Here is a 26,043-nt window from a genome sequence, read left to right on the forward strand (position 1 = left end):
ACCGGCCCTGGTAATACGCGATTATTTAATTCTTCCGTGGCACTGTTTGTACTTCTTGCCGGAACCGCATGGGCATGGGTCGTTGGGGTATATCTTCTGCTCCGCACGCTTCTTGGGAGCGCTTGGGGCAGAGGCGTCCTTGTTCGTGCCGGTGACCTTGGCAGCCGGTTCACGCTCCACCTTCTGCTCTACGCGGATATGGAACAGAATCCGGATTGTCTCCTCCTGGATGGAAGCCATCATGGACTCATACATCTCGTAACCCTGCATCTTATATTCAACCACCGGATCCCTCTGGCCGTATGCCTGAAGGCCGATGCCCTCACGCAGTGCGTCCATGTCATCCAGATGCGCCATCCACTTGTTGTCAATTACCTTCAGCAGTACCACGCGCTCAATCTCACGAATCTGCTCCGGCTCCGGGAACTCAGCTTCCTTTGTCTCATAAAGCTTGATGGCCTCTTCCTTCAGATTGTGCTTAAGCTCATTCTTTTTCATGGACTTCTTCTGTTCGTCGGAAAGAGTTACCGGCTTCAGAGGAATGACCGGAAGAAGGAGGTTGTTCAGTTCCTGTAAATCCCACTTATCCGGGGTCTGGTCATCGGACACGGAGATATCCACCGCGTTCTCCACAATGTCCGTAATCATCTTAAGGACAAGGTCGCGCATGTTGTCGCCGTCCAGCACCTTGCGGCGCTCCGCGTAGATAACCTCACGCTGCTCGTTGTTGACCTCGTCGAATTTAAGGAGCTGCTCACGGATACCGTAGTTGTTGCTCTCTATCTTCATCTGTGCCTTCTCAATGGCATTGGACAGCATCTTATGCTCAATCTGCTCTCCCTCCGGCACACCCATGGCCTCAAACATGGCCATAAGACGGTCTGAACCAAAGAGCCTTAAAAGGTCATCCTCCAGGGACAGGTAGAACCTGGATTCACCCGGGTCTCCCTGACGTCCGGAACGTCCGCGCAGCTGGTTATCAATACGGCGTGACTCGTGACGCTCCGTACCGATGATCTTAAGGCCTCCCAGAGCCTTGGTTTCCTCGTCCAGCTTAATATCCGTACCACGGCCCGCCATGTTGGTGGCAATGGTAACAGAACCGTGGACACCTGCATCTGCTACGATTTCAGCCTCCAGTTCATGAAACTTGGCATTCAGTACCTTATGGGGAATTCCCCTTTTATTCAGCATCTTGCTCAGAAGCTCGGAAGTCTCAATGGCAATGGTACCCACCAGGACAGGCTGTCCCTTCTCGTGTGCTCTCTCCACCTCATCCACAACCGCTTTGTATTTTTCTTTCTTTGTCTTATATACAGCATCCTCCAGGTCCTTACGAATCATTGGCCTGTTGGTGGGGATGACGATGACGTCCATGGCATAGATGTTGCGGAACTCTTTTTCCTCGGTCTGGGCAGTACCCGTCATACCTGCCTTCTTCGCATACTTGTTGAAGAAGTTCTGGAATGTTACGGTAGCCAGGGTGCGGGACTCGCGGCGCACATTTACATGCTCCTTTGCCTCGATTGCCTGATGGAGTCCGTCGGAATAACGGCGGCCAGGCATAATACGGCCTGTAAATTCATCTACAATCAGGACCTCGTCATCCTTTACAACATAATCCTTATCCCTGAACATCAGGTTGTTGGCGCGCAGGGCCAGGATAATATTATGCTGGATCTCCAGGTTCTCAGGGTCTGCCAGATTTTCAATATGGAAGTACTCCTCCACTTTCTTGACGCCCTGTTCTGTCAGGTTGACCACCTTATCCTTTTCATCCACAACGAAATCGCCGGTCTCCTCAATCTCCTCGCCCATGATGGCGTCAATCTTGGAAAATTCCTTGGATACGGTGCCCCTCTCTAACTGGCGGGCCAGTACATCGCACACCTCATAAAGCTTGGTGGACTTGCCGCTCTGGCCTGAAATAATAAGAGGCGTTCTGGCCTCGTCAATCAGCACAGAGTCAACCTCGTCAATGATACAGTAGTCCAAATCCCGCAGCACCAGCTGCTCCTTATAAATGGACATGTTATCACGCAGGTAATCGAAACCCAGCTCATTATTTGTCACGTAAGTAATGTCGCAGGCATATGCCTCCTTACGCTGTTCGCTTGTCATGTCGTTCAGTACAACGCCCACGGTCATACCCAGGAATCTGTGCACCTGACCCATCCACTCGGCATCACGCTTTGCCAGATAGTCATTGACCGTTACGATCTGGACGCCTTTTCCCTTCAATGCATTCAGGTATGCGGGACAGGTGGATACCAGCGTCTTACCCTCACCAGTACGCATCTCGGCAATACGGCCCTGATGCAGTACGATACCGCCAATCAGCTGTACAGGGAAATGCTCCATATTCAGAGTTCTTCTTGCCGCCTCACGGACAGTGGCAAATGCCTCCGGCAGAACGTCATCCAAAGTGGCGCCGTCTGCAAGCCGTTCTCTAAAGATTCTGGTCTGGTCACGCAGTTCCTCATCAGACATGGCCATCATCTCGGGACGCAGCGATTCAATCTTTGTCACGATTGGCCTTATTATCTTCAGTTCTCTTTCACTGTGAGTCCCGAACACCTTTTCAATCAAGTTCATGGTATACTCTCCTAACTTCTTCCTATATAATGGAAACTAATTTTCAACCAGCGCCTGTATCTGCAGCATCTGCCTTATCATCTATTATCTGTCTGCTGATTCCTGTCTATTCCTTGCCTTTCCGCAATGCCTTTCATTGCGGACCTTTCGGATAAAATACTACAAATACTACGCCTATGATACAATCTTACTTATTGTAGCACTTGAGAAAGATTAATTCAACGGGTTAATGAAAAATTAACATTTTGTCCATATACTCAATGATTCCACGTTGATTTACGTGATTTTCGCATTTTCACCCTGCTCACCGCTTTATGAAACAGAAGCCATCCGCTCTTTCTTCGAAGCCGTTTTCCTCAGACTTATGGTCAACCAAGCAGATTGCACAAAAAATGTGTTCGATTTTTTACCTATCCACATTATCCCCAGCAGTTTATACACATTACCCCCAAAGTTATCCACATCACAGTTTGTCCATTTTAAGGCAAAAAATAGTTATACACCAACTTATCCACATTATCCACAAGTTTATAACTTTTCATTTGCTCTTCCCATTCAGACTTTACATTTATTTTATTTTTGTACACTTCTGATAAACTTGAAAAGTACGGAAGAAAAAACAGGGTTTTCTCTTGACATTTCAAGAAATCCGCTATTAGGAATGCAATAGCCTTTTACTGCATCTGAAACAAATTTTTATAAAAAATTAAGATAAATTGTTAAACAATTCTTAGGTTCTGATTGTAATTTTACAATAAATATGATATAATGTCACTATCCCAAGAAAAGGAGTTGATGTTTATGCGTTATACCATAACAGGACGAAATATTGAGGTAACTCCAGGTTTGAAGGCTGCCGTTGAAAAGAAGATTGGCAAGCTGGAACATTTCTTCACTCCGGACACCGAAGTAATCGTAGCGCTGAGCGCACAGAAAGACCGACAAAAAATCGAGGTGACTATCCCAGTCAAAGGCAATACCATCCGCGCGGAGGAATCCAGCTCCGATATGTATGTATCCATTGATCTGGTAGAGGAAATCATTGAGCGCCAGATCCGCAGATATAGAAAGAAACTCATTGATAAGAAACAGGCCGCCATCTCTTTCTCCCAGGCATTCATAGAGGAAGAGGACGAAATACAGGATGACGAGATTCAGATTGTCAAGACAAAGAAATTCGCCGTCAAGCCAACCATTCCCGAGGAAGCCTGCCTCCAGATGGAGATGCTGGGACACAATTTCTACGTGTTCCTGAACTCAGATACGAACCAGGTTAACGTGGTCTATAAGCGTAAGAACGGAACTTACGGACTGATTGAGCCGGAGTTCTAAACCACCTTTCAAGCTGAATATTTTTCTTATAATAAGTACAAGCCCGCAAATCTGCGGGCTTGTTTTTATATGTGGATAATTATTTTAATCCAAAAACGTCACTGCCTTACAGGGCGTCCTGTAATTTGCCGGTGTGATGCAGATACCCGTGGCGGGATTGCTGGCATGGATAACCTGCCCGCCGCCGATGTAGATAGCCACGTGGTTAATGTAATCGCCGCTGGCATAGAACAGCAAATCTCCCGGCTTGGCATCGCTGACCGGTATGGACTTTCCTCTGGCAGCCTGGTCCCTGGAGCTTCTTCCCGTACTGATGCCAAAATGGGCAAATACGCTCTGGGTAAATCCGGAACAGTCAGCTCCGCTTGTAAGGCTTGTCCCGCCGTACACATAGGGGTTACCCAGGAACTGTTTTGCGTATGCCACCACTGCGTTACGGGTAGCGGAGGCCACCTCTGTGGAGGTTCCTCCCGGAGAGCCCGGACCCTTGCTGTCCACGGTCTCAGGCGCCTTTGCCGTTGTGGGAGCTGCAACCGTACTGTCCTTGCCGTTCTCAGGATTGGCAGCGATAGTGGTGACGGCATCGGTTCCCTTTGTCTCCTCCTTCTTGGGAGCCGACGTGGCAGGCGCCTGCGTGGTTTTCTCAGCCTTCGTGGTGCCTGCCGTGGTCTTCTTGGCAGCATCTGCCTTCTTCGCATCCTCCAGAGCCTTCAGAGCCTTATCCGCCTCTTCCTTGCGCTTGGCCTCCTCTGCCGCCTTGGCTCTCTCCTCTTCCACCGACACAGCCTTGTTGAATTCCACGCTGGTCTTCATATATTCCTTAAACACATAGCCTTCCAAATCCGAATCCACCTGAACCTTCAGGAAATCCCCTTCCTCGCCCGTAACCACATAATGGGCGCCCTCTGACAGCAGTGTCAGCGTCTTTCCTTCCATGTCAGGGCTCTGTCTCAGACGCAGGCTGGGGGTGCCCACTATGGTGCCATAGGTGGTTCCTACCTGCTTGGCCCTGGATTCTGCCTGCTGTCCTGTAACAAAATAATCTGCTTTTATGTAGCCGGTAACGGAACCGGACTGAATCTTGTACCATTTGCCGCCCTCTCCATCCACCGTATCCAGGATGGTTGCCGCACAATCATTGTTAATCTTGCCGGTCACGCCGCTGCTGGTGTTGGCCTCTGTACGGATGTTTACCGTGCCGTTTATCTTTGACACGGCAATGTTATCATACGCTGAGGACTTTGGTTTGGATGCGGTCTCCTGGGCAGCCTTTTCCTTACCGGCGTCTCCGGATGCACTGCCGGACTGGCCGCTTCCCTTATTATGGCTGCCCTGGCCGCTGCCGGAACCGCTCTTGGCGGAACCCGCGGCTGTATTTGACTGGGCCGACTTGTTTTGTATGTTGGAATAAGATGAAGCCAGCTGCTTTTCCGGCTCTGTGTTACCTGCATAATAATTATTCAGTGCAACGGATATACCAGCCAGAGAAGATCCTGTCTCCAGGTTTGTGGACGCAAAGGCGTTCACAGAAAGCGCACAGCTACATAAACCGCTGAGCACGATTACTTTCTTCCAGTTATTCATCTGTAGCCTGCCTCCCCTAATTCTCTACCAGATACCGCTCCACACTGGTTATCGCGTTTGCCCCGTCCGCGGCAGCCGTGATAATCTGGCGGAGCGGCTTGGTCCTCACGTCACCTGCCGCAAATATACCGGGGGCCGATGTCACAGTGTCTTCCCCGGCCCTGATATAACCATGGTCCATATCCACCAAACCCTCAAAGGCCTTGCTCTCCGGTGATATGCCCACTGCAATGAACACGCCCTGCACTTCCAGTTCCCTTTTCTGTCCGTCCTTTACATTGGTCAGGGAAAGGCTCTTTACCATTCCGTCCCCATTGATACTGTCAGCCACTGTATCCCAGATTACCTCCACATTATCCAGGGACAACAGATTCTCCTGCAGGCTCTTGGCTGCCCGCAGTTCATTTCTCCTGTGAATCAGATATACCTTGCTGCACATACGCGCCAGGAAAATGGCATCCTCCACAGCCACATCGCCGCCTCCGATGACAGCCGTGACCTTATTGCGGAAAAATGCCCCGTCACAGGTGGCACAGTAGGACACCCCGGCCCCTGCCAGTTCTTCCTCGCCCGGCACGCCCAGCTTCCTGTGGACAGCTCCTGTGGCAAGTATAAGGGCCCTTGCCTCATAGGTGTTTCCCTGACACACCACGCCCTTGACGGCGCCCCTGCCTCCATCCTCGATATTCAGGACCTCGTCCTCCGCGAACTGGGCTCCCAGACGGTCCGCGTGTTCCCTAAACTTAAGCCCCAGGTCGTATCCGCCGATGCCGGGAAGTCCGGGATAGTTATCCACCTCATATGTGGTCAGGACCTGGCCTCCGCTGACCATGGCCTTCTCAACCACAAGCGTATCCAGCTTTGCCCTCTGGGCATAAACAGCAGCTGCAAGACCTGCCGGTCCGGAGCCGATAATAATTAAATCATAAATATGAGACATAGTTTCACCTTTTCCTTGTATTCAATTCAATGTTCTTACTATTTTGTTTCAATCCACTCTCGGTAATTTAACAGAGTACGACCACATCTTATACAGATGCGTGGTTTAACCTCATGTCAGTGGAGGACACCGATTTCTCTCCGCCTGCCACTGCCGTTAAGTTTGGTTCTGGCAATTCATCCCTCCACCTGTAGAGGCGGGGGAATTTTTGCTTCTTTTGTTAAACAATTTGTAATTATTATATCACAGATAATTTATTTATTACAATTCAATTTCTTACAATTCTATCATTGGTATGGTAAAATATGTTATAATCCATAACAGAAAGGATGTGTATCTTATGCCGCGTAAAACCGTACTGGTCACCGGAGCCTCCAGGGGCATCGGCAAGGCCGTAGCAGTTAAGTTTGCAAAGAAGGGCTATAATGTAGCTATCAGCTGTGTCCGCAGGGAGGAACAGCTGATGCAGACCCGGAAGGAAATCGAATCCTTCCAGGTCCCCTGCCTGGCATACAAAGGAGATATGGGGGACATGGCATGCTGTGAGGAGCTGTTCCTTAAGATTAAGAAGATGTTCGGAGGTGTGGACGTCCTTGTGAACAATGCCGGCATCTCCTATATCGGGCTTTTGCAGGACATGTCCACGGAGGACTGGGAGCGCTTGCTGCGCACGAACCTGACATCTGTTTTCAATTGCTGTAAGCTGGCAGTACCCTATATGGTTTCTCAGAAGCAGGGGAAAATCGTCAATATATCATCTGTGTGGGGCGTTGTGGGCGCGTCCTGTGAGACAGCCTACTCAGCCACCAAGGGCGGAATCAACGCCCTGACAAAGGCCCTGGCAAAGGAGCTGGCCCCCAGCAATATCCAGGTCAACGCAATTGCCTGCGGAGCCATTGACACGGAGATGAACCAGTGGATGGACGAGGACGACCTTATCGCCCTGGTGGACGAAATTCCCGCCGGCCGCCTGGGCCGGGCTGAGGAGGTGGCTGATTTGGTTTACCATCTTGGTTACAAGGAATCTTACCTTACCGGACAGGTCATCGGGCTGGACGGGGGATGGATTTAGGCCGGTGGATTTAGGCCAGGAGCCCATTATGCATCCCGAACCTTTCCGAAACTTTTCCGTATCCTTACGAAAATATTAACTGTATTGACCTTGGAGCCGCTCCATGGTTTAGAATTTACTCAGAAAAGCAATACACTAATATAAATCGCTAGGAGGCATGCTTCTTATGAAAAAGAAATATTTAGTAATCGCAGCTCTCTCCATGGCCCTGGTCGCAGGAAGCGCCATGACATCATTTGCAGCAGGATTCGTCCAAACCTCTCAGGGAACAAAATATCAGTGGGGTTCCGGGGATTACTGTACCAATAACTGGGTGAACTACAAGAACCACTGGTTCTTCTTCGGGGAGGACCAAATCATGCGTACCGGATGGATTCAGAGGGACGGCACCTGGTATTACGCCGCCGATACAGGCGAGCTCCAGAGCGGCATCATGAAGATTAACGGCAATGTCTACTACTTCGACAGCAACAGCTGTAAGTTAAAGACCGGAGAACGCACCTACAATGGTCAGACCCACGCCTTCACCGAAAACGGAACCACCGACGGCGGTCCATATGTTTATACAGAGTGGAACAGCAACGGAACACTCCGACGCGGTACCAAATTCGGGGTACGGTAATTCGTAAATTGCATATCACATACAAGATCAGGGATGCCTGAGCCGGAAGGTTCAGCATCCCTGTTCTAATGATATCAAAATGGCAGAATGAGTTTGACGGTGGTTGTTTTGCCGGAGCCGTTGGGCCCGATTAGCCCCATAATATATCCTTTTGGCAGGGTAAAGCTGAGCTTATGAAGCTGGCAACTGTCAAAGGATTTCGACAGATTTTTTACCTCTAAATAATTAGTCATCTGTGTTTGCCTTATACCGGTCACGCCGGCTCTTGCTTTCCCGCTCAAGGATGTCGGCTATGTAACTCCTGAAAACACGCTATACGAGTTTTCCTCGTTATCGCGGCATTCGCCAAGGTTTCGAGCAAGCTCGAACTTTGGCTCATTGCTTACGTAAAAAGAGTGGGGATTTTTGCGTCCCCACTCTTATCATTTTAAGACATGAAACTGTTTCACTCACTCTGTATCCCACAGGGTAAAGGTATCACTAAGGATACCTGCCAACTCATCCGGACGGTTGTACTTTGCTTTCGCGTAATGTCCATCGTAATCTTGCTGTTCTCATGACCTGCAAGATACTGAACAGTCTTCGGATCAACCGAGGCATGGATCAGATTGGTAATGTAAGTGTGCCGCAGCAAGTGCGGTGTCACTTCAAAGTCCAACTGTAAACCACATTTCCATTGTGTGCTGCTTTTTCGCCCAGCACCGGCTTTACGGTATGCTTGACCCTTCGGCCATCCTCATAGCAGTAATAGCTCCGCTCTTTCACTGTTCTTGTTACGATATACTGCCACAGCCGTTTGAACTGCGTGTACGATAGAGGTTCACCATCGCTGTTCGCAACAACATAATCCGATGTGGAAGCCTCTTTTGCTTCCTTCAGACATTCCGTCAGGCAGTCCGGCAATGGCACATCACGGTGTGCAGCCTTCGTTTTCAGCTCTGTCATAATCACCGGACGATTATGCTCTGTATGCCAAGCTCTGCATACCGTCAAATACGGTGCCGGGCCATCCAGATGAACGGAATCCCACTGGAGTGCGAGAATCTCTTCTCGCCGAAGTCCGGCACACACTCCGATCATAACAAATACATACGGCGGAAGCCCTTTTATCGCATCCAGCAACCTTGCTACCTATTCATCTGTCAGCGGGATTTTGTCTTTCTGCGCCACGCCGCCATTCTTAGATGTCAGGTAAATTGTCGGATTGTCTTGAATCACTTTGCTTTAAGCCGATTTTTTTGAAACCGGAACCAATGATCTGCGGAATGTGTTGTCCTCAATCTGTTCCCTTGCCGCTATAACCTTATCATATAATTCCTCACGAGTGCGTCCATAGAGTGCCACCCGCTTTCCGTCAGCGTCCTCAATACGGGTTCGGTAATACTCCGTACCAGCCATAATCACTGTCCCGTACCGAGGAATCGCATATCTTTTTCTTGCCACCTTCGACACCTCCAAATCTTTAGCTGATACCTCAATTATTACGGATTGTCCGTCAATACTCAACGATGTCGAATTTCACGGCTCACTGCTCGCTGCTTTCGGAAGGTAGGATTGCTATCATACCGGATGACGCAAATCTTGTCACAGGTGTCGAGCTGTTCTGCCAGCACCATGGAAGGCTTCGCCAGTCCCTTTGCCTTTCGGAGAAAGTAGTGTGTTGGTTGCCTTCGTTTTTTCTCGATTTTGGATGTCAGCGGAACAATCGTGATGGTCGGCGTATAAAAATTACCGACATCATTTTGAAGAACCACAACCGGGCGGACACCGCCCTGCTTTGATCCAACCGGAACACCGAGATTGGCGAGGTACAAATCACCTCGTCGATAAACCCAGTTTTCTTTCATTAGCTGTTGTCTCCAATCTCCATACACTGATATGGATAAAGACTGCCGGATGAACAACATAGATTGTGCCTTACGACAGTGCTTTCTGAAAATATGGTTTCTCTGTACTTTTTCTTAGAACCCAGAGATGTAGGATTTCTCACAGGCGGCAGTGTGCTGCACTGCTCCATTGGAATTTGGCCATCCCGCCTTCCTTATGGCCGGACCGCGAATTACGGAAGTATCATTGTCCCTGTCTGGCTTTGGCAACACCGCCGGTTGCAATCCGGCATTTGCTTCTGTGAAACCGCTATCGCCCCGATGGGCTTCATGGCGTGCAGTCGAAGGCTCGACCAAACAGGAATGTACCTGAAGAATGAGTATTCAGTTTTCAAGGAACATCAGCCACATTTCCTTGGCTGTAAGAAAAGTATAGCTGATTGTGAAAAAGATTTTTACGGCCTATCAGACAGGATTTTCTGTCTTAAAGACAGAATCCCCAAAGAGAAATTCTCCTTTATCAAATGGATGTTGAAAAAGTCATAAATATGTGTTTTATATCGTTGCATCGGGAATTTATTTTCTGAAAGTTGATATATAACTTGATATTTCTGTTTTTTCGGCGTATACTATAGGAAGAGAGGAGGCGTAAGAGCATGTTATGCCAGTTTACATTTCAAAATTTTAAGTCCTACAAAAGCGAAACCACTTTGGATTTTCAGGCTGCTATGCTTCCTGAGTTCAAAGAATCTTTGATTTGCGAAGATCACGCATCTGATCTTCTTCCCGTCAGTGTAATATACGGTCCAAATGGTGGCGGAAAATCAAATCTGCTTCAGGCTCTTTCCTGCGTAATATCCACCATTGTAAAACCGGTTAATGAATTAGGGAAAAACAGGCAAAATCTCATTCTTCAGCAAAAAGTGGATGCCATTCCATTCCTCTTTGATGAAACTTCCAAGGAAGAGCCAACGGAATTTCGTATGTTCTTCCGCATTGGCAAAAATGAATACTGCTATTACCTTGCATTAAAGAATGACGAAATCATTTCCGAATCGCTTTACCGGAAAGCCATCACAGGTAAAAAGACCGCCACAATCTTTGAACGCGGCTCAAATGGAATTTCGCTTGGATATACAATCAGCAAGAAAAGCCTTAATACCAGCGTCAATCCAAAAATGCCATACCTTTCCTTTCTTGCCATCAATTATGATATTCCTGTTATCAGCGAAGTGATGACATGGTTTGAAAGCTGCATTATTCGCAGCTATGCGAATCCCATGGTGGAGCACCAAATTATGCTTGCCAAAGACGCTCCATACAAAGAGCAATTTATCCGTGCACTCAATGATATGGACATTGATATCACAGATTACCGTTATGATGACGATACGCATCAGCTTTTTATGAAGAGAGCTTTGGGTACTCATGAATATGAGCTGCCCTTTTCTCAGGAATCCGACGGCACCAAAAAGCTAATTGCAGCTCTTCCGGTCATTTTGCTTGCCCTCCGCGAAGGGCGTATGGTTATCATTGATGAGCTGGATGCAAAGCTTCATCCAAAGCTTTTACGCTATGTCATTTCCTTGTTCAAGAACAAAGAAATCAATAAGTATGGAGCGCAGCTTTTATTCACATCTCATGATATGTACACCTTAAAGAATACGGTGTTCCGCCGTGATGAAATCTGGTTCGCAGCAGAAACCGCTGCTCATGAAAGCGAAATCTATTCTTTGCACGAAATCCGTGGTGAAGATAACGACAGAATCAAGAATACTGCTGCTTACGACAAGCAATATTTGGAAGGCCGTTATGGAGCAGACCCTTATATCTCCAATATGCTTGGAGGTGACTTCGCTGAGCCTAAAGCCTCCTAAAAAAAGTGACCTTGATAAAAGCTGGATGAAGGCCCGCCGCGATAAGCCAAAGAAGATTCAGCTGAGTATCATTTAATTGTTACCGAAGGAACTGATACGGAACCTGCATACTTTGGTGCAATGAGGGATGTCATTAACAGCGCATATCCCGATAGAATTCAACTTAGCATCCACGGAGCCGGTGACAACACCCTAAATTTATTTTCAGAAGACCAAACAGCTTGCATCTGCATCTGCGAATGGCTATAAACACGTTTGGGTTGTTTACGATACGGATGACTTTCCAGCTGACCACATTAACAAGACAGCTGAACTTTGCGCATCCGAATCTACAGAAGATACCACCTATCATGCTATCTGGTCTAATCAGTGTATCGAATTATGGTTTCTTCTTCACTTCAGCTTTATGCAATCTGATCTGCACAGAAGCTCCTACTGGCCTAAGCTAACAAAAATCCTTTCCTTTCAGGGACTTGGTGCCTATGAGAAGAATCGGATTGATATGTACAGGATTCTATTACCATACATGGAGGCTGCCATTGCAAATGCTGAAAAATTGGAGAAAATCAATGCTGGAAAACTACCGTCTGATTCTGCTCCGGGAACCAAAATTCATGTACTCGTAAAAAAACTAAAGCCCTATCTCAAATAGTCACTTTGAGTAAAACACCCTGTCATTTCTGCGATTCACAGATTTGGCAGGGTGTTCGTATATTCCATCTGATTCTATTTTGAGCTTTCGATCTTAGACCGAATCTTATGCCGAAGTATTTCCGTTGCCGGTTCCTTTCCCATTACCAGATAGTCCAAGGAAACATGGAAGGTCTCAGCAATCTCAATCATAAGATCAATCGAGACGCCCTTGCTTCCTGTTTCAATTTTTCCCATGTGTCCGGCCGATACATTGAGCTTATCTGCCAATTCCTCCTGAGTAAATCCGTGCATTTTTCTCAGTTTTCTGATTCTCTCTCATGATTTCAAAAGCCCTGCCGGAAAGCCAAAAAAAGCCACCGGCAAGGCAGACTCCAATCAATGGATATAGAAATCCCGTCTTGCCAGTGGCCTCTCATGTATATCTGGTTTAACTCACTGGTTCTCAGACATATGACCTGAAATCGGATTTACGCAGCCTGTTTCATCTCAACCGTTTCGTCGTTATGCCATTTATTCTATTGTTGCGGTGTTAATAGGAACCGTAGTCCTCTGTTTCTTCAGCAATACATAAGGTCACCTGACCTGCCGGAGCATAAATATCTATCCGGTTGTGTCTCCGTCCCTTGATCGTTCTTACCATCACTGCATGGCATCTGCTGCATTGCATTTTAATTCCCCCATTGCTACCCCGATAACCGCAGATCTTCTCTCCACAGTTTGGTCAATAGCAGTAATAGGGTTTCCATGCTTCAGGCGATGGCGATGATTTGGGTGTTCATGGCTTCACCTCATTTCTGATTGTTGCTGTTGTTTCTGGTTCAATTATTCAAATTTGGTCAAACTATGCGAAACTGCCATCGTAAAAATCAAGGGGGAGAAACGGGCTTAAAATCGCCTCTGAAACACCTCGAAAACAGGGCTGCGGTTGTCCTATTTTTTAACCACTAAGCCTGTTTTTTGCCCCCTTTTTTGCCGGTTGTCCTATATTTAACCACTAAAAATTGGGTGAAAACGGCTCTTGTTTCGCCAAATCAGGTCAAACCATATCAGACCTTTCGGGTATAGGAAAACCCCGGAAAACCTTGATTTTCCGGGGTTTTTGAGCCATTTTGATACAGTTTGAACAGCCAATTAACGCTTGCTGAACTGCGGAGCGCGACGGGCTGCCTTGAGACCGTATTTCTTTCTCTCTTTCATTCTTGGGTCTCTTGTTAAGAAACCAGCTTTCTTCAGGGCTGGTCTGTAATCAGCGTCTACCTGAAGGAGAGCTCTGGAGATGCCGTGACGGATTGCACCGGCCTGTCCTGTTGTGCCGCCGCCGCGAACATTAACCATTACATCGAATTTATCAGTAGTCTCAGTAGCTACTAATGGCTGGCGAACAATAACCTTTAAAGTCTCAAGACCAAGATACTCATTGATATCTCTCTTGTTGATGGTGATGTTGCCGGTACCTGGTACTAAATATACTCTGGCGATGGATTTTTTTCTTCTGCCTGTTCCGTAAAATTTTGCGTTAGCCATGATACTTTCTTCCTCCAATCCTCATTAAAATGTTAAAACTTCTGGTTTCTGTGCTGCCTGCTCATGGTCTGGGCCTGCATATACATGAAGCTTGCCGAACATGCTTCTTCCCAGAGGTCCCTTTGGAAGCATACCCTTAACTGCTAACTCGATAACCCTCTCAGGCTTCTTAGCCATCAATTCACGCAGGGTTGTCTCTCTCATACCGCCTACGTAATCAGAGTGATTGTAATAAATCTTCTGATCTAACTTCTTGCCGGTTACTTTAATCTTCTCAGCGTTCACAACGATTACATAATCGCCGCAATCCATATGAGGTGTGAAAATCGGCTTGTTTTTTCCTCTTAAAACCTTTGCTATCTCTGAAGACAGACGTCCTAATGTATATCCTGTAGCATCAACTACATACCATTTTCTTTCAATTGTCGCTGGACTAGCCATAAAACTCTTCATTGGTTAACCTCCTGTTAATCTCAACCTTGTTATGCACCTGACATCCAACGGATGCCCGCTATATGCCTGATAAATATGGGAAGTATTTATCAATCAAAGTGCTCACTCCGGGGCTTTGGATGAGCATTCTTTGCTAATGTCACAGTTTTATATTATATAATACCAAACACTCCCTGTCAACCACTTCGCAAAGAAAAAATGCCGAATAAACAAAGATAATCCGGCATTTACAGCTCATATTTCATTTCTATCAGTGTAAGCCCCCTGGCAGGCGCCGTGGGTCCTGCTGCCCGCCGGTCCTTTGCCTCCAGAATGGAGGGCATATCCTCTGCCCGTATGCGGCCTGCTCCCACGGCCATCAGGGTCCCGGCAATGATGCGCACCATATTATACAGAAAACCGTTGCCGGTCACGCGTATGGTAATGATATCATCGTCATTTCTCGTTACATCAATCTTATAGATGGTCCTTACCGTATCCGTCACCTGGGTGCGGACACTGCAGAAGCTTTTAAAATCATGTTCTCCGGCCAGCATATTTGCAGCAGCCTGCATCCTGTCCACATCCAGCTTATAATAACAGAAATGGGAGTACAGGCGCTCCATGGGCATGTTGATTCTCCGGTTTAAAATCCTGTATTCATATGTCTTGATACAGGTACATTTCCTGGGATGCCAGTCAGAGGGCACCTCCTCGGATACCTGAACCCGGATGTCCTCCGGAAGCCTCTGGTTCAGGGCCATGCAAATCTTATCCGGCGGCATCTGGCTTTGTGTGTCAAAGACAGCCACATTTCCCCTTGCATGGACTCCTGAATCTGTCCTGCTGGCACCTATGACCTGGATGGGCTCCCTCATAAGCTGGGTAAGGGCTTCATTCAGAACAGATTCTATGGTCACTGCCCCCGGCTGTATCTGCCAGCCGTGATATTGTGTGCCGTCATAGGCAACCACAAGCCGTATTCGTTTCATTCATCCTACCTTCCTGTTTCTGCAGCGCAATGCTCGTTTTAGAGATAAACCCTGGACGCTATAATGACCACAAAATACAGAGCATATATCATATAGGCATCATGGTCCGCCTGGCGGTACTGAAGGGGTTTCATCTTTGTGCGGCCGTCGCCGCCGCGGTAACAGCGGGCTTCCATAGCCATGGCCAGGTCTGTGGCCCTGCGGAAGGCGGAAATAAACAGCGGCACCAAAAGAGGCACCATGGCCTTTGCCTTCTGTATCAGATTGCCGGTCTCAAAATCAGCTCCCCTGGCCATCTGGGCCTTCATGATTTTATCGGTTTCCTCCACCAGAATCGGAATGAATCTGAGGGCAATGGACATCATCATGGCAACCTCGTGGATCGGCACCCCGAACCGCTTCAGGAAGCCAAGGCCCTTCTCCAGACCGTCTGTCAGCTGGTTCGGCGTAGTGGTCAGCGTCATGACGGATGAACCAACAACCAGATAGATAAGCCTCAGACCCATAAAAAAGGCCATGCGCACGCCCTCAAAGGTTATCTTGAAAATCCAGAACTTAACCAGTATGCGCCCGTCTGTGAGGAACAGGTTAAAGCTGACACTGATCAGCAGCAGAATCACGATAGCCTTCAGGCCCCTGAGTATAAAACGCACCGGCACCTTGGTCAGCTTAATCACAGCTGCCAGCACCACCGTGGCAATGACATAACCCCATATATTGTTTGCAACAAACAAGGAGGCTATGAACACCATAGTACCAAAAAGCTTTGTCCTGGGGTCCAGTCTATGAACTGCCGAGTCCACCGGATAGTACTGGCCCAAAGTAATCTCTCTAAACATTTTTATCCCTGCTGCTTTCTGTCAGTTTATTCCTCAGCGCCAGAATAGCCTCCCTGGCCTCTGCTACTGTGGTAATACCATCGTCAATATCAATGCCCCTGGCCTTCAGGTCATGGACCAGATAGGTTATCTGGGGCGCAGCCAGTCCCATGGTCTCCAGTTCCCTGTAATGGCGGAATACCTCCTTTGGCGCACCGTCAAACACCTTCTGCCCATGGTTCATCACAATAAGCCGGTCCGCATACCTGGCTACATCCTCCATGCTGTGGGAAACCAGTATGATGGTCATATGGCGGTCCCTGTGAAGCCTGTCAATCTGGTCCAGAATCTCATCTCTTCCCCTTGGGTCCAGACCAGCCGTTGGCTCGTCCAATATAAGGACCTCCGGATCCATGGCCAGCACGCCGGCTATGGCCACCCGCCGTTTCTGACCGCCGGACAGCTCGAAGGGAGACTGCTTATAATAAGAAGGATCCAGCCCCACCTGCTCCAGGGCTTTCTCTGCCCTGGCTTCAGCCTCCTCCCTGCTCAGTCCCTGATTCTTAGGTCCAAAGCATACATCTGTCAGCACATCCACTTCAAAAAGCTGGTGCTCCGGATACTGGAACACCAGGCCCACCTTGCTCCTCAGCTGCTTCATGTCATAGCCCTGGCTGTAGATATTCTCCCCATTGTAGTAGAGTTCGCCTGCGCTGGCTCTTATCAGCCCGTTTAAATGCTGAATCAGGGTGGATTTTCCCGATCCTGTATGTCCAATCAGTCCTACGAATTCCCCGTCCTCAATCTCCAGATTCACGTCAAACAGGGCATGCTGTTCAAAAGCCGTGCCGCCGCCATATACAAAATTCAAATCAACTGCTTTTATTGACATCCTTTATCTCCTTCTCTCTATCTCAGAAGGGGTACCAGCTGTTCCACCAGCTCTTCCCTGCTAAGGATTCCATCTGTAAGGGGCATCCCTGCCTCCCTAAGCTCCTCGGCCAGTTCTGTCACCTGGGGCACGTCCAGCCCATGGCTCTTCAGCTCTTTGACCCTGGAGAATATCTCCCTTGGCTGTCCGTCCATGACAATCCTGCCGTCGTCCATGACGATGATTCTGTCAGCTTCAATGGCCTCCTCCATATAATGGGTAATCAGCAGGACCGTGATGCCTTCTGTCCGGTTTAACTCATGTATGGTCCGTATGACCTCCCTGCGGCCGTTAGGGTCCAGCATGGCAGTGGGCTCGTCCAAAATAATACACTCCGGCTTCATGGCCATGACGCCTGCTATGGCCACCCTCTGCTTCTGGCCTCCGGAAAGCTTATTGGGGGACTGGAGCCGGTAGGCGGTCATTCCAACTGCTTTCAGGCTCGCCTCCACACGCTTCCATATCTCTTCCGTGGGCACGCCTATATTCTCCGGTCCAAAGCCCACATCCTCCTCCACGATATTGCCAATGATCTGGTTATCCGGATTCTGGAACACCATGCCGGCGGTCTTGCGCACATCCCAGATATGTTCCTCATCCCTGGTATCCATATCTCCCACCCATACGGTTCCCTCCGTGGGCAGCAGGAGACCGTTGACATGTTTGGCCAGAGTAGACTTGCCGGAACCATTATGGCCCAGCACAGCCACAAAATCTCCCCTTTTTATATCCACATCCACACCGTCAATGGCCCGGTTCACTTCTTCTATATTTTCTTCCTCATCGCGCCTGATATACTCATATACCAGCTTTGCAGCTTTAACGATTCCCATATGCGTCCTTTCAAAACCTTCGTACTGCTACGTTTCTCAATTTTAGTTGATATTACTATAGAAGTCAAGAGCAGCGGCGCAATAATCCCATTCCAGGACCATGGCTGCGGCAAAAACCAGCGTCAGCTGCAAAACCGGGCCCGGGCGGAAGGATATCCATATGGTAAAAAAATCCCCTGAGAGTTTTTAAGCTCACCGGGGATTCGCTTTGTGACAAAATGTATACAGCGTATTTTCTTTTCTTGTTACTCTATCTGCCGCTTTTCCATATCCAACTATCTGTGCGTCACTGCACCCAGGCCCCGTCATCCCCCACATAATACCCATCCGGTGTGGTGGTGTCATAATACATGGCTCCGTCGTCTCCGCAGTAATACCATCTCCCGTTCCAGTCAATCCAGCCCGTTACCATGTATCCCGCAGCATTGAAGAAATACCACCTGTCATCAATATATTGCCAGTTATTCACCGTATAACTCTTATCCGCATTGCAATACCACCAGCCCACCGTATCCCTGAGCCATGCGCCTTTGTAATTGGATGAGGATGAGCCGTATGTCCTTCTGCCATCGTTGATTTCATCCGCTTCCTCAGATGAGACATACCAGGAATCGGATTCCTCCCAGCTTCCCTTGTCAGAGGAGCTGTACACGGCCCTGACCTTAAACATATAGTCACCGCTTTTTGTTATATAACCGGAAAAATCATAACTGGTATCCGAGGTTGTAAGTACGGAGGTCACGGAATTATCGTTGCGGTAAAGCCTTACCTCGTATTTCCTTGCGTCCCCGCTGTCCTCCCATGAGGCCATGCCGTCGGATTCATCCCATTCCAGCCCGTAGACATCCAAATCATATCCGCTGTCACTGCCGTCCAGGGAATCCAGAGTAATGTATACAATCAAGGTGCTGCTCTTTCTGGTAACAGATGTAACTTTGCCCTCTGCCCCTCTTAAGTCCACATCATTTTTAGACAGACCGGAAGAAAAGTAATAATCCTCCTCTGCCTCCACCGTGACCTTAAGCTTTGGCTTATCGCCGTCATCCCATCCATTTTTAGGCTCATTGGTTATCTCTATATCGTCCACATAATAGTCGCCGGAATCGCAGGTCACATCCACATCGCCGGAACTGTCACCTGCCTCAATATTCGACTCTACATCCAGGGATATACTGTCTATCTCTGTCCTTGTGGATGCCATGGCCGTCCCGCACATTAACATCAGCAGCGCCCCTGACATCCAAATGACTGCCTGCTGTTTCAGTCTCCTCATATCACACTCTCCCTTTCACTGCAAACCATAAACTGTACCTCTGCGTCAATGAATCCAGGCCCCACTGCCATCTAGTCCCATCCTGATAGGTAAAACGCCTTCCCTCCTGATAATCCCCCCAGGTACCGTCGGTAATGCCCGGTGCCCTCTGTGTCGTACTGGTTGGTAATCTCCAGCGTATATGTGGTTTTAGCCTGAGCACTCATGCTCAGGCCAAATACCATCAAGCAACGGCAGCAGCTGTAAAACAAAATCTGCTTCTTTTCATAGCATCTCCTTTCAACTATCCTTCCTTTATCTATGAAAAATGCCGTCATATCTCTTTTTGCCACAAATCGCAAACCGCTTACCTTAATGCTGCCATACTCCATTGGCGTCTAACTGGAAACCGCTGATGGATGTGCTCACAGCCTTCTGCCCCTGTCCCGGATAGAAGTAGTACCAATTATCCTGGACCTTGTACCATCCCTCTACCATGGCGCCGCTTTCATTCATGAAATACGTCTTTCCGTCAATGGTGAGCCAGCTGTTCTTTACCATGGCGCCTTCCGGTCCGTCCTGGTTGGGATTCATATAATACCAAGTGTTATTGGACTTTACCCAGCCTGTCTTCATGTCGCCGTTTTCACCCAGGTAGTACCATCCGCTGTTGGTCTGTTTCCAGCCCGTTATCATCTTGCCGGCCTCATCGAACAGATACCATTTATCATTCCATCTCAGCCAGCCGTTTTTCTGGTAGTTGCCGTCAGGATATTTAAAATACCATGTGTCGCCTTCCTTGCGCCATCCAACGTCCGTGTTTCCTCCGCTGGGAGTACTGCCGTTGCCGCCTTCCTGTCCGGTGCCGTCAGAGACCTCGTCCTCAGCGATATATAAGTCTCCTGCTTCTGTCCATTCGCTCTTCTTACCGCGTTTTTTTTCCTCCTCTGTGTGGGGAACGGTTCTTACCTTAAAGGAATAATCACCTTCCTTGGTCATGTAGGGATAAAAATTATAGGATGTTCCCTTGTACTCCTCCAGCTTCTTGACAACGGATGAGCCGCGGTATAAATATACGTCATAGTATCCGGAACCGCCGTTCTCCGGTTCCTCCCATCTGGCTCTGCCCCGGGTATTACCCCATTCCGCGTCTTCCGGCGGGTCGTAGGTTCCCTTGATGCCGCTGGCCCTGATTACCACCTTAAGGTCGCTTCCGCTTTTGGATGCAGACACAAAGGTTCCTCCGCTGACGCTGACGCTTCCTGAACTGTAGCTGCTGCGGAAACGGTAATCATAATTACTGTTGCTGGAACTCTCCGGCTCCAGCCATACGGTTATCTTTGGCGTGTCGCCAATAGTCACCTCCTTATCATTGGACCACTCTGCTGACTGAACCCTGTATTTGTTCGATGAAGTGTATACCTTGTTCCCGCTGTCGCTGGAATCCGTTCCCAGGCTGTCACCATCATTGATTTCATCCCCTGAATCCAGGTCTATATCCACCTTCAAAGAGATGTTCGTGATATACTTATAATCAGATGATGCCAGGGACTGGATGGGCATCGCTGTAATCAGCGTACCGGTGGCCAGGGCCAGACATAACAATCGCTTCATGCTTCTCATGAAATTCAACCTCCTCCAAGGATTCCCCCTTGCTGCACTTTCCTTGTTTCTTCTTTTCCTGGTTCTATTATAGACCAGGGGACAGTTTTGCGTCAACTTACGATATTCTTGCGATATTTTCACGATTATTTCAGGAACTAAAAAAACTGCAGACACGTTTACCGTATCTGCAGCCTTCTGCACGATTCCAATGGAATTATACTAACTCAATCAGAACTTCCATAGCGCCATCACCCTTACGCTGGCCAATCTTAACGATTCTGGTGTAACCACCATTACGGCCTGCGTACTTTGGAGCAACGTCGTCAAAAATCTTAGCTACCAGGTCAACAGACTTGGTATTTTTCTTCCTTCCAGCAGCCTCCGCCGGAACTTCGGTTACTCCGTAGAGAACCTTTAACATCTGCCTTCTGGCATGCAGTCTGGAAGGCAGATCCTTCTTGATTTCCTTCTCTACTTCATCGTATACGGTAACTTTCTTGCCGTCTACAACTTCCTTAACCCTCTTGCCGTCTTTGTCCTTGCGGGCAACCTTAGCGGTAACCTTTACAGTCTCGAAGTTGTCCTTCTCCTTAACTGCCATGGCAATCAGGCCTTCTGCAACCTTGCGGATTTCCTTTGCACGGGTCTCAGTTGTCCTGATGTGTCCATGATATAACAGTGCTGTTACCTGGCTTCTGATTAAAGCTTTTCTCTGGTCGGAAGTTCTTCCTAATTTTCTATATCCTGCCATTGTATTTTCCTCCATTATTGTGGAACACCTTCACCATGCTTCTTTGGACTTACTGGCATTGGCGTTTTCGCCCACTTATTCTATTTGGCTCTCTCAGTCATGCTTCTTTGGACTTACTGACCGGGAGTAAAGCTCCCTCACTGCAAACTCCGCTTCGCTGCGTCTGCGCAGCGCTCCCTCACTGCGTTCGGTCGGTACGGGAATCGCAAACTCCGCTTCGCTGCGTCTGCGCAGCGCTCCCTCACTGCGTTCGGTCGCTTAATTGTCGTCGCTTGGATTCAGCTGTAAGCCTAATTCCTTTAACTTAGCCAGCACTTCCTCTAAGGACTTGCGGCCTAAGTTACGAACCTTCATCATATCCTCTGAGGTCCTGTTGCACAGTTCTTCCACCGTGTTGATGCCGGCCCTCTTCAGACAGTTGTAGGAACGAACGGAAAGCTCCAGTTCGTCGATATTCATCTCAAGCACTTTCTCTTTCTCATTGTCTTCCTTCTCTACCATGATTTCAGCGGTCTTGGCATTCTCGGAAAGGTCAATGAACAGGTTCAGGTGCTCGCTTAATACCTTGGCGGCCAGGCTGACAGCCTCATCGGGAGCCAGGGTGCCGTTGGTATAAATCTCAAGTGTAAGCTTATCGTAGTCCGTCTGCTGTCCCACACGCGTATTGGCTACCGCCATATTCACGCGCTCCACAGGAGTGTAGATGGAATCAACTGCTATGACCCCGATTGGTAAATCGTCGTTCTTATTCTTATCGGCGCTGATATAGCCGCGGCCTTTGGTGATGGTAAGCTCCATATAGAACTTGCTGTCCGTGCCGCCGCTTAATGTGGCAATAATCTGGTCTGGATTCATAATCTCGATATCAGCATCTGCCTGGATATCAGCTGCAGTAATTACACCTTCGCCTTCAAATTCAATGTATGCAACCTTGGGCTCATCGGTATCGCTGTTGTTCTTAATCGCTAAGCTTTTGATGTTCATAATAATTTCAGTCACATCTTCCTTAACTCCGGGGATGGAACTGAACTCATGCAAAACGCCATCGATTTTCACCTGACTCACTGCGGCTCCGGGTAAAGAAGAAAGCATGATTCTCCTTAAGGAATTGCCCAGCGTAGTGCCGTAACCTCTCTCAAGTGGTTCAACTACAAACTTGCCGTATCTCTTGTCTTCTGAAATCTCTGCGATTTCAATGTTTGGTTTTTCAAAATCGAACACTAATAGCCCCTCCTTTTTGGGTTTCTATCAAATCTCGAGGGAAATAAAGCACTGCAAAGCAGTGCACTGCCCAAACACAGCCCAAGGCGTAAGTTCGGGTTTTTCATCCTGCAAAGTACGCCTGCCCCACAGAGGACAGGCATACCTTGTACAATTTATAGTCAATTGTAGGATTACTTTGAGTACAACTCGACGATAAGCATTTCGTTTACCGGAACATCAATCTCATCCCTGGTTGGCATTTCCTTAACTGTACCGCGCAGGTTCTCCTGGTCTACATCCAGCCAGGCCGGAACCATACGCCCGCCGGTTACTTCCAGGATGTCTTTGTATCTCTGTGCGGATTTGTACTTCTCCTTCACTTCGATGACATCGCCGACCTTAACGCGGTAGGATGGAATGTTAACCGGCTTGCCGTTAACCAGAATGTGCTTATGGTCAACAATCTGTCTTGCTTCCTTACGTGTACGGCCCAGACCCATGCGGAACAGCACGTTGTCCAGTCTGCACTCTAACAGGATCATCAGGTTTGTACCTACCATACCGTTCATCTTGGATGCCTTGGCATAGTAATTACGGAAAGGTTTCTCTAATACGCCGTAAATGAATTTGGCTTTCTGCTTTTCTCTTAACTGCATGCCGTATTCACTTAACTTTTTGTTTGTTCTCTTGGATTCTCTGTTGGACTTTTTATCAATTCCTAAATAGATTGGATCCAGACCAAGGGATCTACATCTTTTAAGAACAGGAACTCTATCTACTGCCACTTTAATTACCTCCTAATTAAAATCAATCAGACTCTTCTACGTTTTGGCGGACGGCATCCGTTATGTGGAACCGGTGTCACGTCCTTGATGCTGGTTACTTCCAATCCACATGCCTGAAGGGCACGGATTGCTGCTTCACGTCCTGAACCAGGACCCTTTACCATAACGTCTACGGATTTTAAGCCATGTACGAGAGCTGCCTTAGTAGCAGTTTCTGCCGCCATCTGGGCTGCATAAGGAGTAGATTTTCTTGAACCTCTAAATCCAAGACCACCGGCACTAGCCCATGAAAGAGCGTTACCCTGCGCATCAGTTAATGTAACAATTGTGTTATTAAAAGATGACTGGATATGTGCCTGTCCGCGTTCAACGTTTTTCTTTACACGCTTTTTTGTCACTTTTTTAGCTGTAGTGGACACTTTTTTAGCCATTTTAAACTAACCTACTTTCTCATTTTCTTGAATTCGCTCTTCCTGTTTTTAAAACATGTAAATCGAATTCGGTTACAATGTTACTAATTATTTCTTCTTGTTTGCTACTGTCTTTCTCGGACCCTTGCAGGTTCTGGCGTTGGTCTTTGTCTTCTGACCGCGAACCGGCAGGCTCTTTCTATGACGGATTCCTCTGTAGCATCCAATTTCCTGAAGTCTCTTGATGTTCATAGCAATCTCTCTACGAAGATCACCTTCAACAGTCTGAGTCTCAGCAATGATGTTAGCCAGCTTTTTTACCTCATCATCGGTTAAATCCTTAACACGCGTGTCTGGGTTAACGCCAGCTGCCGTTAAGATGCGGTTGGAGCTTGCTCTGCCGATACCGTAGATGTAAGTAAGACCGATCTCAACACGTTTTTCTCTTGGTAAGTCAACACCTGAAATACGAGCCATGTGTGTAGTACACCTCCTAATTTTAATTAACCTTGTCTCTGTTTATGCTTTGGATTTTCACAAATTACTCTGATACTGCCTTTTCTCTTTATGATCTTACATTTTTCGCAGATCGGCTTTACGGATGATCTAACCTTCACAGTAATTCTCCTTTCTATAGACCAACAAAGTTGCTAAAGCATTATATCAAACATTTACCAATAATGCAAGCACTTTTTATCTATTGTGTTTTATGTTCTTTTCCGGGGCAGCGCTCCAAAAAACGCCGCTTATTTATCTCTCCAAATGATTCTGCCCTTGGATAAATCATATGGCGACAGCTCAATGGTCACTTTATCTCCCGGCAGGATGCGGATATAGTTCATACGAAGCTTTCCGCTGATGTGTGCCAGTACCTGATGGCCGTTCTCCAGTTCAACCTGGAACATGGCGTTGGGTAATTTTTCAGTTACGGTTCCCTCAATTTCAATTACGTCTGCCTTTGACATTCTATTTTACCTCCTACTGCCTGCGGCTGCGGATGAAGCCTGCTATCTCCTCATCCCTCACCGCCGCGCCTTCTGTAAGCTTCTTCCTTAAGGTTTCATCGTGCTCATCTATGAGCTGCAAGTGCTTCCGGTTCTTGCGTTTCTGTTTACTTAAAGGGTGTTTCCTGCCGTCTGACAGATAAACATATTCCCCTTGGACACTGATTATGATATACAGTTCATTTTTGTCGTGACCTGCTAAGCTCTTTACCAGGCCGGCTTCCTTAAACTCTACCATAGGGCCACCTCAAACTACAGCGATAAAATCTCAGGTTCGCCATCCGTAATCAGGATGGTGTTCTCATAATGGGATGCCAGAGAGCCGTCCTCTGTCACAACGGTCCAGCCGTCATCCTCCCATACTACATCATAGCGCCCTGCAGTAATCATAGGTTCAATTGCGAGTGTCATTCCGGCTGCCAGCCTGATGCCTTTACGGCGCTGGGCAAAATTGGGAATCTCCGGTGCCTCGTGCATCTCCGTACCGATTCCGTGACCTACCAGGTCCCGGACCACTCCGAAGCCAAAGCTTTCTGCATATTCCTGAATGGCTTTGGAAATATCATTGAGATGATTGCCAGCTTTTGCGTACTTTATACCTTCAAAAAAGCTCTGCTGTGTCACCTCTACCAGTTTCCTGGCCTCCCCGCTCACTTCTCCAATCATATGGGTTCTGGCTGCATCGGACTGATATCCCTTCCATATAACGCCTGTATCCAGGCTGACGATATCCCCTTCTTCCAGATAGCGGTGCTTATCCGGAATGCCGTGAACCACCTCATCGTTAATGGATATACACACAGATGCCGGAAAACCCTGATAATTCAGAAAGGATGGAACGCATCCATGACTTCTTATCATATCCTCACACATCCGGTCGATTTCTTTGGTAGACATCCCCGGTACCAGGGTCTTGCCAAGCTCCTCATGGACCTTTGAAAGTATACGCCCTGCTTCCCGCATTAATTCAATTTCCCGTTCTGATTTAATCGTTACCATTC

The 26,043-nt window shown here is 47.9% G+C and carries 28 protein-coding genes and 2 pseudogenes; 5 read left to right on the forward strand and 25 right to left on the reverse strand.

The genetic code is table 11. The features are described 5' to 3' along the window. Positions 1-21 precede the first annotated feature (21 nt). Positions 22-2,595 (reverse strand): preprotein translocase subunit SecA, encoded by a 2,574-nt coding sequence (gene secA, locus G614_RS0113395; RefSeq protein WP_027642363.1) that lies wholly within the window; start codon positions 2,593-2,595, stop codon positions 22-24. Between the two features lie 801 nt (positions 2,596-3,396). Here secA and hpf point away from each other — a divergent pair. Continuing rightward, positions 3,397-3,927: a ribosome hibernation-promoting factor, HPF/YfiA family gene (hpf, locus tag G614_RS0113400; protein ID WP_027642364.1), complete on the forward strand. Its 531-nt coding sequence runs from the start codon at positions 3,397-3,399 to the stop codon at positions 3,925-3,927. 84 nt (positions 3,928-4,011) lie between these two features. On the opposite strand, the gene G614_RS0113405 is transcribed toward hpf, so the two are convergent. Both G614_RS0113405 and trxB read right to left on the reverse strand, forming a co-directional pair. After that, on the reverse strand, positions 4,012-5,511 hold the full coding sequence (locus G614_RS0113405; RefSeq protein ID WP_027642365.1) for an NlpC/P60 family protein: 1,500 nt from the start codon (positions 5,509-5,511) through the stop codon (positions 4,012-4,014). A gap of 16 nt (positions 5,512-5,527) precedes the next feature. After that, a complete protein-coding gene (trxB, locus tag G614_RS0113410) occupies positions 5,528-6,451 on the reverse strand; it encodes a thioredoxin-disulfide reductase (RefSeq protein ID WP_027642366.1) in 924 nt (307 codons plus the stop codon). A 340-nt stretch (positions 6,452-6,791) separates the two neighbouring features. On the opposite strand from trxB, the gene ymfI reads away from it, so the two are divergent. Together ymfI and G614_RS0113420 are read left to right on the forward strand one after the other, a co-directional pair. Then, complete coding sequence (gene ymfI, locus G614_RS0113415; protein ID WP_027642367.1) at positions 6,792-7,523, forward strand: elongation factor P 5-aminopentanone reductase; 732 nt, start codon at positions 6,792-6,794, stop codon at positions 7,521-7,523. A gap of 166 nt (positions 7,524-7,689) precedes the next feature. Further along, the gene (locus G614_RS0113420; RefSeq protein WP_027642368.1) at positions 7,690-8,145 is read left to right on the forward strand and encodes a hypothetical protein; all 456 of its coding nucleotides are present in this window, start codon (positions 7,690-7,692) and stop codon (positions 8,143-8,145) included. Positions 8,146-8,228: 83 nt separating this feature from the next. On the opposite strand, the pseudogene G614_RS30020 reads toward G614_RS0113420, so the two are convergent. From G614_RS30020 to G614_RS27460, 3 genes and pseudogenes are all read right to left on the reverse strand, one after another. Next, a pseudogene (locus G614_RS30020) lies at positions 8,229-8,378 on the reverse strand (ATP-binding cassette domain-containing protein); the annotation flags it as partial. 216 nt (positions 8,379-8,594) lie between these two features. Then, a pseudogene (locus G614_RS27455) lies at positions 8,595-9,588 on the reverse strand (site-specific integrase). 59 nt (positions 9,589-9,647) lie between these two features. Next, positions 9,648-9,992 (reverse strand): type II toxin-antitoxin system PemK/MazF family toxin, encoded by a 345-nt coding sequence (locus tag G614_RS27460; RefSeq protein WP_044917758.1) that lies wholly within the window; start codon positions 9,990-9,992, stop codon positions 9,648-9,650. Positions 9,993-10,627: 635 nt separating this feature from the next. Between G614_RS27460 and G614_RS0113440 the strand changes: the two genes are divergently transcribed. Both G614_RS0113440 and G614_RS34445 read left to right on the forward strand, forming a co-directional pair. Beyond that, on the forward strand, positions 10,628-11,848 hold the full coding sequence (locus G614_RS0113440) for an AAA family ATPase (protein WP_027642370.1): 1,221 nt from the start codon (positions 10,628-10,630) through the stop codon (positions 11,846-11,848). A 196-nt stretch (positions 11,849-12,044) separates the two neighbouring features. Then, entirely contained in the window at positions 12,045-12,500 is a 456-nt protein-coding gene (locus tag G614_RS34445; protein ID WP_242828090.1) for an RloB family protein, read from the forward strand. Between the two features lie 74 nt (positions 12,501-12,574). On the opposite strand, the gene G614_RS0113450 is transcribed toward G614_RS34445, so the two are convergent. From G614_RS0113450 to map, 19 genes are all read right to left on the reverse strand, one after another. After that, a complete protein-coding gene (locus G614_RS0113450) occupies positions 12,575-12,811 on the reverse strand; it encodes a helix-turn-helix domain-containing protein (protein ID WP_027642371.1) in 237 nt (78 codons plus the stop codon). A gap of 822 nt (positions 12,812-13,633) precedes the next feature. Next, complete coding sequence (gene rpsI / locus G614_RS0113460) at positions 13,634-14,026, reverse strand: 30S ribosomal protein S9 (RefSeq protein ID WP_002566476.1); 393 nt, start codon at positions 14,024-14,026, stop codon at positions 13,634-13,636. Positions 14,027-14,050: 24 nt separating this feature from the next. Next, entirely contained in the window at positions 14,051-14,479 is a 429-nt protein-coding gene (rplM, locus tag G614_RS0113465; protein WP_027642372.1) for a 50S ribosomal protein L13, read from the reverse strand. A 227-nt stretch (positions 14,480-14,706) separates the two neighbouring features. After that, a complete protein-coding gene (gene truA / locus G614_RS0113470; RefSeq protein WP_027642373.1) occupies positions 14,707-15,450 on the reverse strand; it encodes a tRNA pseudouridine(38-40) synthase TruA in 744 nt (247 codons plus the stop codon). A gap of 38 nt (positions 15,451-15,488) precedes the next feature. Further along, entirely contained in the window at positions 15,489-16,289 is an 801-nt protein-coding gene (locus G614_RS0113475) for an energy-coupling factor transporter transmembrane component T family protein (protein WP_027642374.1), read from the reverse strand. Then, a complete protein-coding gene (locus tag G614_RS0113480) occupies positions 16,282-17,160 on the reverse strand; it encodes an energy-coupling factor transporter ATPase (protein WP_027642375.1) in 879 nt (292 codons plus the stop codon). Before G614_RS0113480 ends, G614_RS0113475 begins: the two co-directional genes overlap by 8 nt. 17 nt (positions 17,161-17,177) lie before the next feature. Next, complete coding sequence (locus G614_RS0113485; protein ID WP_027642376.1) at positions 17,178-18,032, reverse strand: energy-coupling factor transporter ATPase; 855 nt, start codon at positions 18,030-18,032, stop codon at positions 17,178-17,180. A gap of 286 nt (positions 18,033-18,318) precedes the next feature. Then, on the reverse strand, positions 18,319-19,305 hold the full coding sequence (locus G614_RS0113490; RefSeq protein WP_027642377.1) for a hypothetical protein: 987 nt from the start codon (positions 19,303-19,305) through the stop codon (positions 18,319-18,321). Between the two features lie 71 nt (positions 19,306-19,376). Beyond that, entirely contained in the window at positions 19,377-19,637 is a 261-nt protein-coding gene (locus tag G614_RS31740; protein WP_162142760.1) for a hypothetical protein, read from the reverse strand. A 19-nt stretch (positions 19,638-19,656) separates the two neighbouring features. Further along, positions 19,657-20,907 carry an N-acetylmuramoyl-L-alanine amidase family protein gene (locus tag G614_RS0113500; RefSeq protein WP_027642379.1) on the reverse strand — a complete coding sequence of 417 codons (1,251 nt, stop codon included), beginning with the start codon at positions 20,905-20,907 and terminating at the stop codon, positions 19,657-19,659. Between the two features lie 196 nt (positions 20,908-21,103). Further along, the gene (locus G614_RS0113505) at positions 21,104-21,640 is read right to left on the reverse strand and encodes a bL17 family ribosomal protein (protein ID WP_027642380.1); all 537 of its coding nucleotides are present in this window, start codon (positions 21,638-21,640) and stop codon (positions 21,104-21,106) included. A gap of 258 nt (positions 21,641-21,898) precedes the next feature. After that, entirely contained in the window at positions 21,899-22,861 is a 963-nt protein-coding gene (locus G614_RS0113510) for a DNA-directed RNA polymerase subunit alpha (RefSeq protein WP_002566486.1), read from the reverse strand. Between the two features lie 173 nt (positions 22,862-23,034). After that, positions 23,035-23,628, reverse strand: a complete 594-nt coding sequence (gene rpsD, locus G614_RS0113515; protein ID WP_027642381.1) for a 30S ribosomal protein S4 — start codon at positions 23,626-23,628, stop codon at positions 23,035-23,037. A gap of 26 nt (positions 23,629-23,654) precedes the next feature. Beyond that, positions 23,655-24,059 carry a 30S ribosomal protein S11 gene (gene rpsK, locus G614_RS0113520; RefSeq protein ID WP_002566488.1) on the reverse strand — a complete coding sequence of 135 codons (405 nt, stop codon included), beginning with the start codon at positions 24,057-24,059 and terminating at the stop codon, positions 23,655-23,657. An 87-nt stretch (positions 24,060-24,146) separates the two neighbouring features. After that, a complete protein-coding gene (gene rpsM / locus G614_RS0113525; protein WP_002576420.1) occupies positions 24,147-24,515 on the reverse strand; it encodes a 30S ribosomal protein S13 in 369 nt (122 codons plus the stop codon). Positions 24,516-24,541: 26 nt separating this feature from the next. Continuing rightward, positions 24,542-24,655, reverse strand: a complete 114-nt coding sequence (gene rpmJ, locus G614_RS30035; RefSeq protein ID WP_003497809.1) for a 50S ribosomal protein L36 — start codon at positions 24,653-24,655, stop codon at positions 24,542-24,544. A gap of 129 nt (positions 24,656-24,784) precedes the next feature. Next, positions 24,785-25,003, reverse strand: coding sequence for a translation initiation factor IF-1 (gene infA / locus G614_RS0113530; protein WP_027642382.1), 219 nt, complete (start codon positions 25,001-25,003; stop codon positions 24,785-24,787). Positions 25,004-25,016: 13 nt separating this feature from the next. Beyond that, the gene (locus tag G614_RS0113535; RefSeq protein WP_027642383.1) at positions 25,017-25,280 is read right to left on the reverse strand and encodes a KOW domain-containing RNA-binding protein; all 264 of its coding nucleotides are present in this window, start codon (positions 25,278-25,280) and stop codon (positions 25,017-25,019) included. A 14-nt stretch (positions 25,281-25,294) separates the two neighbouring features. Next, on the reverse strand, positions 25,295-26,041 hold the full coding sequence (gene map, locus G614_RS0113540; RefSeq protein WP_027642384.1) for a type I methionyl aminopeptidase: 747 nt from the start codon (positions 26,039-26,041) through the stop codon (positions 25,295-25,297). Between the last annotated feature and the right edge of the window lie 2 nt (positions 26,042-26,043).

The sequence above is a fragment of the [Clostridium] clostridioforme AGR2157 genome (assembly GCF_000424325.1).
GTDB lineage: Bacteria > Bacillota > Clostridia > Lachnospirales > Lachnospiraceae > Enterocloster > Enterocloster clostridioformis_A.